14 protein-coding genes and 1 pseudogene are annotated in these 10,786 nt (G+C 64.9%); 3 read left to right on the top strand and 12 right to left on the bottom strand.

Going from position 1 to position 10,786, the window contains the following annotated elements; translation table 11 throughout:
- Positions 1-180: 180 nt before the first annotated feature.
- The 3 genes from EV216_RS06620 to EV216_RS06610 are packed head-to-tail and all read right to left on the bottom strand — an operon-like array spanning position 181 to position 2,352.
- Positions 181-681 (bottom strand): anthrone oxygenase family protein, encoded by a 501-nt coding sequence (locus EV216_RS06620; RefSeq protein WP_132694276.1) that lies wholly within the window; start codon positions 679-681, stop codon positions 181-183.
- 26 nt (positions 682-707) lie between these two features.
- Positions 708-1,550, bottom strand: coding sequence for a DUF6544 family protein (locus tag EV216_RS06615; protein ID WP_132694262.1), 843 nt, complete (start codon positions 1,548-1,550; stop codon positions 708-710).
- 13 nt (positions 1,551-1,563) lie between these two features.
- A complete protein-coding gene (locus EV216_RS06610; RefSeq protein ID WP_207893979.1) occupies positions 1,564-2,352 on the bottom strand; it encodes a DUF6920 family protein in 789 nt (262 codons plus the stop codon).
- Between the two features lie 156 nt (positions 2,353-2,508).
- On the opposite strand from EV216_RS06610, the gene EV216_RS06605 reads away from it, so the two are divergent.
- Positions 2,509-3,135: a TetR/AcrR family transcriptional regulator gene (locus tag EV216_RS06605; protein ID WP_165899173.1), complete on the top strand. Its 627-nt coding sequence runs from the start codon at positions 2,509-2,511 to the stop codon at positions 3,133-3,135.
- Between the two features lie 221 nt (positions 3,136-3,356).
- Here the strand turns inward: EV216_RS06605 and EV216_RS18875 are convergent.
- The 8 genes and pseudogenes from EV216_RS18875 to EV216_RS06570 all read right to left on the bottom strand — a co-directional run.
- A pseudogene (locus EV216_RS18875) lies at positions 3,357-3,440 on the bottom strand (DUF6915 family protein); the annotation flags it as partial.
- Positions 3,441-3,450: 10 nt separating this feature from the next.
- Complete coding sequence (locus tag EV216_RS06600) at positions 3,451-3,942, bottom strand: DUF6878 family protein (RefSeq protein WP_132694259.1); 492 nt, start codon at positions 3,940-3,942, stop codon at positions 3,451-3,453.
- A 100-nt stretch (positions 3,943-4,042) separates the two neighbouring features.
- Positions 4,043-4,561, bottom strand: coding sequence for a DNA repair protein RadC (locus tag EV216_RS06595; RefSeq protein WP_132694258.1), 519 nt, complete (start codon positions 4,559-4,561; stop codon positions 4,043-4,045).
- Between the two features lie 108 nt (positions 4,562-4,669).
- Complete coding sequence (locus tag EV216_RS06590) at positions 4,670-5,110, bottom strand: JAB domain-containing protein (protein WP_132694257.1); 441 nt, start codon at positions 5,108-5,110, stop codon at positions 4,670-4,672.
- Positions 5,111-5,235: 125 nt separating this feature from the next.
- Positions 5,236-6,435 (bottom strand): DUF932 domain-containing protein, encoded by a 1,200-nt coding sequence (locus EV216_RS06585; RefSeq protein ID WP_132694256.1) that lies wholly within the window; start codon positions 6,433-6,435, stop codon positions 5,236-5,238.
- 152 nt (positions 6,436-6,587) lie between these two features.
- The gene (locus tag EV216_RS06580) at positions 6,588-6,983 is read right to left on the bottom strand and encodes a hypothetical protein (RefSeq protein ID WP_132694255.1); all 396 of its coding nucleotides are present in this window, start codon (positions 6,981-6,983) and stop codon (positions 6,588-6,590) included.
- Positions 6,984-7,029: 46 nt separating this feature from the next.
- A complete protein-coding gene (locus EV216_RS06575) occupies positions 7,030-7,284 on the bottom strand; it encodes a type II toxin-antitoxin system ParD family antitoxin (RefSeq protein ID WP_132694254.1) in 255 nt (84 codons plus the stop codon).
- A 143-nt stretch (positions 7,285-7,427) separates the two neighbouring features.
- Positions 7,428-7,832, bottom strand: coding sequence for a single-stranded DNA-binding protein (locus tag EV216_RS06570; RefSeq protein WP_132694253.1), 405 nt, complete (start codon positions 7,830-7,832; stop codon positions 7,428-7,430).
- A gap of 428 nt (positions 7,833-8,260) precedes the next feature.
- On the opposite strand from EV216_RS06570, the gene EV216_RS06565 reads away from it, so the two are divergent.
- Positions 8,261-8,581, top strand: coding sequence for an H-NS histone family protein (locus EV216_RS06565; protein ID WP_132694252.1), 321 nt, complete (start codon positions 8,261-8,263; stop codon positions 8,579-8,581).
- Positions 8,582-8,632: 51 nt separating this feature from the next.
- Here the strand turns inward: EV216_RS06565 and EV216_RS06560 are convergent, their stop codons facing one another.
- Positions 8,633-9,181, bottom strand: a complete 549-nt coding sequence (locus tag EV216_RS06560) for a TetR/AcrR family transcriptional regulator (protein WP_132694251.1) — start codon at positions 9,179-9,181, stop codon at positions 8,633-8,635.
- Between the two features lie 76 nt (positions 9,182-9,257).
- Between EV216_RS06560 and EV216_RS06555 the strand changes: the two genes are divergently transcribed.
- The gene (locus EV216_RS06555) at positions 9,258-10,781 is read left to right on the top strand and encodes an MFS transporter (protein ID WP_132694250.1); all 1,524 of its coding nucleotides are present in this window, start codon (positions 9,258-9,260) and stop codon (positions 10,779-10,781) included.
- The last annotated feature ends 5 nt before the right edge of the window (positions 10,782-10,786 follow it).

The raw sequence follows: 10,786 nt of genomic DNA, 5'->3' as shown, positions 1-10,786 counted from the left end.
CTCCGCGCATAAGGGACGTCGTTACCGACGTCGCTATGCACGTGTCTTAGGCCATCAAGCCCCACGCAGGCAGGCGGTGGCAATCGGGCGGTTACCGGGAACCGTTGGAAAGTGCCAGCAGAACGGTCGGGCCGGGCGTGGCAACAGCGATCAGCACCACAACGGCGAATGCAACGAGTGTCAGGTCCATCGGGGTCTCCCTCTATGCGAAACGTGCAGCGCCATCGCCGCCAGAAACAGCGCACCGCCAGACGCACAGGTTCGGACCAAATTTGCGCGCTGCCAAGGTTCGGAATAGTCCTCCCATTGATGGGTAGCGGAGCCGCCTGAGCCGGGGGCCAGAGCCGCAAGCGCCTCGTTCATCGGCACATTCACGGCGACAGTAACGATCAGTGCACCACCGAGATAAAGCAGGCTGGCGAGAGCCATGAGCAAAGCTGCAGGCCGACGTCCACGCCAAAACAGGACAGCGGTGGTCAAGACCATCAGCGGTGGTGTTCCGAAGAAGGCCAAGCCAAAGACCGGATTGCGAACGGCGGAGTTCATCGCCTGCATGGCCACGATTGCCACTTCGGGAGCGGTCCGGTCCAATCCCCAGAGAGTAGAACTGGTCCAGGCAAAGAAGAAGCCGAACATCGCACCGCTGAACATCACCGTCAGGATCGAAAGACCGTCCGCCATATGGGCCGGGAAGGAACCCTGTCGGGTCATTGCAGCCACTCCAGATCACGGACGGCAAAGCGGTAGTGGCTCGACACCGCGCCATCTTCCAATGTCCACAAATAGTCCATCCGCGTCGGCACCATGAAGCCGCCCACGTCGCGGTATTCGAGTTTCTGGCCCACCTCGCGCTGCATCGTTTCGTTGCCCTCCATCAGCAGTCGGTCCGTCGCCATTTCAGTGATCTGGCCGTCTTTTCCGAAACTGACGATGTAGGCCCCGTCCAGGCCAGGTCGGGTGATGCGCAGCACAGCCGAGGTTTCGTCACGGGCCTCCCATGCAACATAGTCATTTGGCAAAAGAGCCCAGGGCATCAGCGGGGCCTGCCCATAGTAGCGCAGCGTCAGGTAGCTGTGCAGAGAGGCAATCTGTTCGGGCCGCGCATAGTCGGTCTGCATGACAGTTATCCAGCCGAACAGCTTGGCGCGCATGTCGTGACTGCCGCCGAAGAAGGCGTCTCGGCTTTCGATGATCGGGAGGCCAAACCGATGAAACGTGCCGGTCCAGGCATAGTCGGGTGTCGTTGCCTGATTGATCTGTTGCCCACGCGCACGGAACTCGCCAACCGGCAGCAAGAAGTCTCCGTCCTCGCGCCACCTGACGCCGCGCAGAGCCACCTCGGTCTGACCGTTGAAGGCAAAGTCGAAATAGCGTCGCACCGGCAGCGGCAGATCGGTATAGACTTCAGGGCGCAGGTCAATCGTGACAACGGGCGCAGGTCCTGTAATTTCGCTATCGATCAGACGCGCATTCTCGCGTGAAGCGCGCAGAAATCCAATGCCGACGGCGATGATCATCAGACAGATGAGAATGAGGGGGTACTTGATCATGGCGTTCCTCACTTCACTCGGCATTGAAACGGATCGCTGTGATCCGGGCATCCCAGAATGGGTAGAGCGCACCGCCGGCGGCTCGGGAAATGGTAAAGGCATGGGGGATCATCTGGTTGCCGACGCGGCGATAGTCGCTGCGCGCCACATGTTCGCCCGAACCGTGAAAAGGCGTCGCGAGATCGCCATCCTCCTCGGCCACCATTTGTGTCATTCGGCCTGTTTCATCGAAATGCGCGATCATAGACGCGCTCAGCCCCCCGTGCGACACGACGGCGCGCGCGCTGGCGCTATCGATTGGTTCCCAAACGACCGGCCCGCCGGGAAGAAGGGCCTGCGGGTAGAGCGCGCTTTCCAGAAGCCAGCGACGTAGCGATATGCGGTTCAACTCCGGCGTCTCCCGCTCGGCCATGACCGTCAGCGTGGACAAGACCTTGGCCCGCATATCCATCCGACCTTCCGCAAAGAAGTCATAGGCCCGCGCCCAGATACCGGGCAAAACCGGCGTCGTCGCCGAGAACATCAACGCGGGCGTGCCGATGGCTATCACCTGTTCGGCCGTGGTGGGGTTGAACCCGTCGGTCAGCGGGCGGCGGAACTGGCCCTCAGCCTCCAGATGAACTGAGCCATAGGCCGGGACCGGGCCGGTGAACACGAATGCAAAGTAGCGTTGCACTGGCTCCGGCAACTCAGAGGCGGCTGCGCTGTCGAACGTCGGGGCGGGCGTGGCAGCCCCCAGTGCCGTGATGCGTGACTGGAACGCGGCGATATCGGCCTCGGTCCTCCAGGAGGACCAGGCCACGACGGCGACCGCGCCCGCGACAAGGGCTGCCGCGCCGAATGTAAGTAGTCTGAGTGATGTCATCAGGCTCTCCTTTGCCGTACACGTATGTACTGCTCTTGATCTTGAGGTACATGTGTGTACACCTCATGTCAAGCATCATGACGGATGGACAGGATGACAGGCGAAGGACCCGAGGACAGACGGCGCGAGATCGAGGCGGCAGCTTTTGAACTCCTGGCGGAGAAAGGCTATCGGAGCACCAGCATGCTTCAAATCGCCAAGCGTGCGGCGGCGTCGAACCAGACGCTCTATGCTTGGTATGGCAACAAGCAAACTCTGTTCCAGAGCCTGATCGAAGAAAATGCAAAGGCAGTCAAAGCGCTCTTGCGCGATGCAGTCGCGGGGCAGACCGACGAAATCGAGGCTTTGCGGTCCTTGGGCCCACTTCTGCTGACGTTCACGACCGGAGAAAAAGCGATCATCATGAACCGAGCCGCAATCGCGGATGCAAGCGAAACGGGTATTCTGGGCACGGCGATCGACACCACCGCACGGCAAGAGATGATCGCGATGATCAACGAGATCATGACACAGCTCGTCGTCTCTGGGCGCTTCGTCGAAGGCACAGAACCCTCAGTGGCCGCAGAGACCTATATCAGCTTGTTGTTCGGCGAGGTTCCGCTGCAACAGGCAATGGGCCGCCTCGCACCGCTTGATGTGGCCACGATTGCCGATCGCTCTGAACGTGCCCTGGCACTGACCCTGCAACTGTTCGGCAATCATCAGGCCAAACATGACTGAACTCAGATGCCCAATCATCCAATCAACTGGGAAAGATCGAAGCGAGCATGATCCTCGCTAGACCGCGGCCGCCGCGATAGACCACAGGCACCTCCCCGCCGTCCGCCCCGCCAGCGCTTTGATCCGCGCGGCGCGGACGGCGGGGCCCCTCCTATGGACTATCGCTCCCGAATTCAAAGCGCAGAGGGCAGAAACGGCTTGCTTGTCCAGATAACGCCTAACCAGGCATGCACCGCGATGAAATCGTCGACCGTGCCGCCCCATTTCTTCACCGAGGACAGGGCGTGGTGATAGGGATGTGCCATCGCCGCCCCCTCAGAAATCATGGGTGTAGAGTTCGGACGAGGTGAAGCGCTCGTTGAACTCGAGGTGGATGCAGCGGGCCGCGGCGTCGAAGCAGAACTCGCCGTAAGCGCCGTCGTTGTTTTCCCAGCCGCCATGGGTGTCGGAGAGGAAGTCGTAGGCGAGCTGCTCGACGACATCCTCCAGCGAGAGCTGCCGCATCTCGACCTCGGGGTCGTCCCAAGTCAGCGCCGCATATTCGATTTCGGCCGCGGGGAAGTCGATGGCGGTCTCGCCGGACCAGGCACCGATGCTTTCGATCTGGCCGCTGTCCCCGGCACCGTCGAAGGTCACGGTGACATGGGTGATGCCGGCGGCCATGAGGCCGTCGAAGAGGCGGTCCTTGTTGCCGGGGCGCAGGGCGTCGATCCGGGCGGCGCGCTCGACGTGCGCCGCGAAGATCTGCGCCATGTCGACGGTCGAGGGTGCCATCGGCGGCGCGAGGGTGGGTTCAGTCAGGGTCATCGGGTGTCTCCGGCAAAGGGAAGGATCGGAGCCGGTCCGGACGATCTCTCTCCCCCGGGCAAGCTCCAAATCCCCCCTGCCCGTCTCTGCCTCTCCGGCGTCACGCCGCGACCTGGAGCGCCCGGGCGGCGAAGGCGCGCCAGAGCGGATCGACCAGCCGCGCATCCAGAAGATCGGCACGGTGGCGCAGCCGCTGCGCCAGATCGGGCTCATCCCAGTCGGCCGCGCGGCCCGCCTGCGCACGCAGCTGAATCGCCTCGGTCACGACGCAGCGCGCCTCGGCCGCGCTCGTCACTGGGTAGCACCACGCGACGGACCCGTCGCTGGCGGCCCCGGCCAGCACGAGGCGCTCGTCGCGGTCGAAGATCGCCAGAAGCTGGGGCGCGGCATCCGTGGCCATCCCCTCGGCGTGGTCGATCGCACCCTGCATGGCTTCGGCGAGCGTCGGGAAGCGGGCGAGGACCAGCGGGGCGGCGCGGCCCGACATCAGATCGGCCGGTGCGCGGCGCGACAGGGTCAGGGCGAAAGGGTGACTGGGGTCGGTGTCGCCAGACGGAAAACCCGGCGGGACGCCCCGCACGCCGGTGGTCGGGTGGATAGGCAGGGACAAGTCGAACATGGGGAAACCTCCGACGGCGCGGGAAGCCTCTCTGCCCGCCTCATCCGTCAAAGACCAAACCGCCGCCCTCTTCCTCGAAGGGGCGACGGAGGCAGGTCTGATGAACCCTCAGAACTTGCCCAGGACCCGCAGGCTCAGCTCCGTCCCCGCACCGACGATGATGTGGTCATGCAGCGTCAGACCGAGATACTTGCAGCCCTTCCGAATCTGCCTGGTCATGCTGAGATCGGCCTCCGACGGCGTCGGATCGCCCGAGGGGTGGTTGTGGATCAGGATCAGGGCGCTGGCGTTCAGCATCAGCGCCCGCTTGATCGCCTCGCGCGGATAGACCGGGACATGGTCAACCGTGCCGGTCGAGAGAAGCTCATCGGAAATGACACTGTTCTTGCGGTCGAGGTAGAGGACGTGGAAGCGCTCGATGGGCCCGCGGACGGTCAGTGCGCAATAGTCCATCAGCGCCTGCCAGCTGCCGATGACCGCGTTCTGGCTGAGGTATCGGCCGAGGATGTCACGGGCCTCAAGGATGACGGTTTCTTCCTGGGGGGTCATAGGGGTCTCGCTGACTTGCACACACCAAGGCCCCCTGCCCTCTCGGGGCGGGGCCAGCGGCATGCATTTGGAAGGGGAAAGCGCGACCGCCGCGCATGCGGGCGGTCGCTGTGGCGGGGTCCGCGTCAGCCGACCCGGTCGAGGAGCTTCTTGGCGCGCCCTTCCATGTCGAGGCGGGCATCCTGCTGGGTCTTGTCGCGCGCAAGCCGCGTGATGCCCTGCACGAAATCGAAGATGCTTTCGGGCGGGCGGCCCTCTTCCATCAGCACCTTCTCGATGATCTTGCCGGATTCGGCCTTCGAGAAGCCACGTTTACGCAGAAAGTCATCCCGGTCCTCGTCCGTCCGCGCGACGATCTGTTGCCGCGCCGCCTTGATGCCGTTCACGAAGCCCTGCGGCGAGGAATTGGCGAACCGTGTCAGCGCCGGGGCGGCCTCATGGGCGAAGCGGGAGGCGGCGTATTTCGAGTGGCGGATCTTGATCTCCTGAAAATCCTCGACGCCCCATAGGTTACGGTTCTGGCACACCGCCCGCAGGTAGAAGCTCGCCATGCCGAGGGTCTTGGCCCCCACCTCGGAGTTCCAGCAGTAGAAGCCCCGGAAGTAGAGATCGGGGGAACCGTCAGGCAGGCGGCCCGCCTCGATCGGGTTTTGATCGTCGACCAGGAACAGGAAGACATCCCGGTCCGACGCATAGAGCGTGGTCGTGTCGCGGCTGATCTCGACATCGGGGTTGTAGACGCCGGTCGACCAGTCGAGCACGCCCGGCACCTTCCAGCGCGTGTCGCCGGTGCCATTGCCCGCGATGCGCTGCACCGCCTCGACCAGTTCGTGGTCGTGGATACGGCCGTAGTCGGGGCCGGTCACTGCGCGCAGTTCGGTGCGGCCATCTTCGGTTTCGAAAGTCTTCACTTGCTCTGCGCGGTGGTTGGTCAGACCGTATTGCAGGTTGATCCCCGCCAGCGGCGCGGGCAACTGCCGCAGGTACGAGGCCGGGGCGCCGACGATGCTGGCAAGCTGGCCGAAGGCCCAGTGCGTGGGCGCGACCGGCTCCGGCGCCTTCGGCAGGACAAGGTGCAGTCGTTCGGCGCTCTCGCGCGTCGCCTCGACGCGGATGTCGGCCGTCTGCACCACACGGCTGCGGCTGCGCTCGGACCGAGCCTTCACGTTGGCCCAGAGATCATCGAGCGAAAGATACCGCTCGTCATCGGGCCGGTTGAACCATTCCGACGACACCCGCCCGTTCCGCTCACCCCGGCTCACATCCACTTTCCAGCCGCCAGTCCGCACCGGCTGATCCGGATCCAAAATGTCAACAACGCCCATCGGTTATCTCCCGTGACAGGCGCCGGGAGCCACTCTCCCAGCCCTCAACCCGTCACGAAAGCGACCAGCCCCCCTCTGACTCTCGGCACGCTGATGCGCAGGCCGTCATCGCAGGCCGGGCCTCCGGCTGGGACTTGGGCACCGTCAAGCCGTCAGGCGCCTCGGGTTTTCGGGGCGGCTCCCGGCTCGGCCACTGCGTCGAGAAAGGCCGTATCGAGCACCGGGTTGTCCCATTTATTCGACGCGGTCATCCAGCGCTCCAGATGGTCCCGGAAGCTCGGGTCGTCCCGCCTCATGTGGAAAGTGAACAGCCGGTTGACGATCTCCCGCATCAAGTCCGCCATCTGCGCATCATCGACATGCGAAACCTCGCGCCACGGAATGGTCTGGCCCGTCGCGTCTATCACCCTGACGTCCGAGTAATCACCAGTCAGCGTCACCGGCTGCATGCCGGCATGCAAATCCTCCAGCCGCGTGTTGCGGATGCAGATCATCGCCATGATCTTCGAGAGATTGGCCGCGATGCGCTCTTCGTCCTCGACCTTCATGCGCAAGTCCTCTCGATGATCGGCCCCCGCGGGTGAGAGATGGTATTCAACGATCTTCGGCTCTGGTATTCTGCTCCCGCTTGCGGGCAAGAAATGCCTCCACATCCAGACGCGCACCCGGACCGCTTGCGAGACCTTCATCGACAAGCCGCTGCAACTCGGAAATGGCCTGCTGGCGGTCCTGATCGCAGCGGATCTGGTCGCGCACATAATCGCTGGCATTGCTGTAGCGCCCGTCCTGAGTCTGAGCCTCGACCCAAGCCTTCATGGGACCGGGCAAAGAGACGTTCATCGTGGCCATCGTCGCGATCTCCTTTGCGAGGAAGTTGGCACAGATTAGCGATGTTTTTCAAACTATGCCGGTGCCGCGCTGCGCGGCTTGCCGTCAGCACGCGCCGAACCCGGCGGGTTACCCCGCCGGGCCCGAGGGGGAGGCCCCGTTCCTCAGAACGGGATCTCGTCGTCGCGGTCGACCAGCTCGGGGTTTTCGTTCTCGGCCGATTTCGGGCGGCTCAGGAAGTCGACCTTCTCGGCGATGATCTCGCAGCCGTAGCGGTCGTTGCCCATGCTGTCGATCCACTTGGTGTAGTGGATGCGGCCGTGGACGAGGACCTTCATGCCCTTTTCGCAATGCTCCGCGACCGTCTTGCCGAGACCGTTGAAGCAGGTGATGCGGTGCCATTCCGTGTCCATGATCCGGTAGCCGTTCTCGTCGCGCAGGACGCGACCTTCCGAAAGGCGGGGGCGCGAGGTGGCGAGGCTGAAGTTGGTGATGCGGGTAGCCCCCTGGGTGGTGCGGACTTCGGGTTTCTGGCCAATGTTGCCGGCGAGGATGACGATGTTCTGCATGGGTCAAGCTCCTGTGTGTCCTGTCTTCGGGACCGTCCCGTCGACAAGACCCGGAAAAAGCCCGTCGGTTGACGCGTGCACGGCGGACGGCACGGACGCCGGAAACCCCCAGAGGACCGGGTTGGTGCGGGCAGGACGCCGGAGGCGGCCAACACGGCCCGGACTGACGCGGGGTTGCGCGCGAGAGACCGAACGGGATTAGGGGATTGTCAGTCGACGGGATGGCCCAGGAGACAGAGATGCGCGGGAGCCCATGGCAGAACTTGTACCCTGCCGATCGGGACAGTCTGACCCCAGTCCAGCACCTGCATGGCGGCGAAAACAGCTATCACAAGCCTCCGCCACCCCTGCCCTTGCCTTCCGGGAATTGCGGCACTCTGCCGCGACAGACTATCAATAACGGGACATTCAGGACACGGAGCGCATCTATGGCTGATTACGATCTCGAGGCACTGTCGCTCAGCGAACTGAAGAAAATGCAGGGGGACGTCGCCAAGGCGATCTCCACATTCGAGGACCGGCAGAAGGCGGAAGCCCGCGCCAAGGTGGAAGCTCTCGCCCGGGATCTGGGCTACTCCCTGGCCGAACTTGTCGGCACCGAGACGAAAATCACCCGTGCTCCGGCAGCGGCGAAATACCGGCACCCTGAGAACCCGGCACTCACCTGGTCCGGCCGGGGGCGCAAACCGCAGTGGTTCGTGGAGGCGTTGGAGGCAGGGAAGTCCGCGAGCGACCTAGCCATCAGTTGAAGGCTTGGCCGTCATCATGCGGGGCAAGCGCATTTGGGCATGTCGACCCGTTCACTTGACTGGTGTTTCGATTAGCCTCAGCAAGGTTGCCTCCACGTCGTCCAGCAGGCCCGCCCAGCTGTCCTTGTCGTCGATGCCGTTGATGCGCATCAGGAACAGGCCCTCGACCGCCAGAAAGGCCACGCGGGCGGCGCGGGCCTCCGGCCCATCGCCTGACAGGCGGGCGAAGACGCCGCGATACCAGGCGCGGGTCTCGCGCAGGTTGGCCGGATCCTCCAGATAGCTGACCAGCAGGGCCGCCATCTTGGCATCCAGCGCCTGCTGCGAGGCACGAGTCGCCGCGATGTAGCGATCGACGAAGAGCACTGGATCCTCGGGTGGCGGATCGCCCAGCAGCGCGTCGAACTGCGCCGTCCAGCGGTCGATCAGCGCGCGCACGATCGCGTCCTTGCTGGCGAAGGAATACTGCACCCCGCCCTTGGACACGCCCGCGGCCTGCGCCAGCGCGCCGATGGTCAGCGCCGCCCCGCCGCGGCTGCGCACGATGTCCTCGGCCACCTCCAGCAGCCTGTCACGGGTGATCATCGCCGTCCGCCCCATCGCTGTCCTCCGCCCCATTGAAATCCATACATATGTATTTATATCGGCGCCTGTCAAAGGCATCAACAGGTGCGCCATGACCACCCCCCGTCCCGATCCGAAGCGCTGGCTGGTCCTGCTGGCGGTGATGCTGGCCTTCCTGCCGGTAGTTCTGGACATGACGATCCTGCATGTCGCGGTGCCCCGGCTGACACAGGCGCTCGGCGCGACGGGGACCGAGGTGCTGTGGATCATCGACATCTATCCGCTGCTCATGGCAGGCCTGCTGGTGCCGCTGGGCACGCTGTCGGACCGGGTCGGCAACCGGCGTGTCCTGCTGTGCGGGCTGCTGGTCTTCGCCGTCGCCTCGGCCTTCGCGGCCTTCGCGCAGAGCCCGGCGCAGCTGATCGGCGCACGGGTGGTGCTGGCGCTTGGCGGGGCGATGATCATGCCCTGCGTGCTGGGGCTGATCCGCAAGACCTTCGAGGATCCGGGCGAACGCGCCATGGCGCTCGGCCTCTGGGGGACGGTCGGGGCCGCGGGTGCGGCCATGGGTCCCTTGGTCGGTGGCGCGCTGCTGGAGCATTTTTGGTGGGGCTCGGTCTTTCTGATCAACGTGCCGGTCATGCTGGTCGTGGGCCCGGCATGCTTTCTGCTGCTGCCCCGGGCCGAGCGCGTGACCCCGGGCCCTTGGCCCGTCGGTCAGGCGCTGCTGCTGATCGCGGGGATGATCGCGGTGGTCTATGGCATCAAGGCAGGCTTCGGCGCCAAGCACCCGGCCGCGCTGACGGCTGCCGTGATCGCAGGCGGTGCGGCCCTGCTGGTGGTCTTCGTGCGGATGCAGTTGCTTGCTGCGGCACCGATGCTGGACCTGTCGCTGCTGTCGCGCCCGGCCATCCTGGCGGGTCTGATGATGGCGCTGGTGGCCTCCGGTGCGCTGGCCGGGGTTGAGCTGACCTTGGCGCAGGAGCTGCAATACGTGCTGGGCAAGACGCCGCTGGAGGCGGGGCTGTTCATGGTGCCGATCATGGCGGCGGCGGCGGTGGGCGGGCCGGTCGCGGGCTGGCTGTCCAACCGCCTCGGCCTGCGCCTGGTCGCGGCCCTGTCGCTGGCGGTGGCGGCGCTGGCTCTGCTGTTTCTGGCGCGTCAGGATTTCCACGATCCCGGCTGGCATGTGCCCGCGGCGCTGGCCCTGCTGGGGCTGACGCTCAGCATCGGGCTGACCGCGTCCTCCATCGCGATCATGGGCGCCGTCGAGGCCGAAAAGGGCGGCGCGGCGGGATCGCTGGAGGCCACGGGCTACGAGCTGGGGACCGGCCTAGGCATCACCGTCTTCGGCGTGTTCATGGCCAGCACCTTCGCTCGCGCTATCGAGATACCTGCGTCGCTGTCCCCCGACCTGGCCGCCGTTGCATCCCGCAGCATCGGCGATGCCTATATCGTCGCCGCGGGGCTGTCGGATGTCCAGAGCGCGGCGCTGATCGCGGTCGGCAGGGCGGCCTTCAGTCAGACCCATGCCGTCCTGCTGACCAGCGCGGCGGCGGTGATCATGGCGCTGGCGGCGGCCGTCTGGATCGCCCTTGCCGGGCACCGCCAGCCCGCCGATGCCACAAACCATTGACCCCG

Source organism: Rhodovulum steppense (genome assembly GCF_004339675.1).
Taxonomy (GTDB): domain Bacteria; phylum Pseudomonadota; class Alphaproteobacteria; order Rhodobacterales; family Rhodobacteraceae; genus Rhodovulum; species Rhodovulum steppense.
Note: the sequence above shows the minus strand (reverse complement) of the source record. Positions and strands in the feature narration are given on the sequence as shown.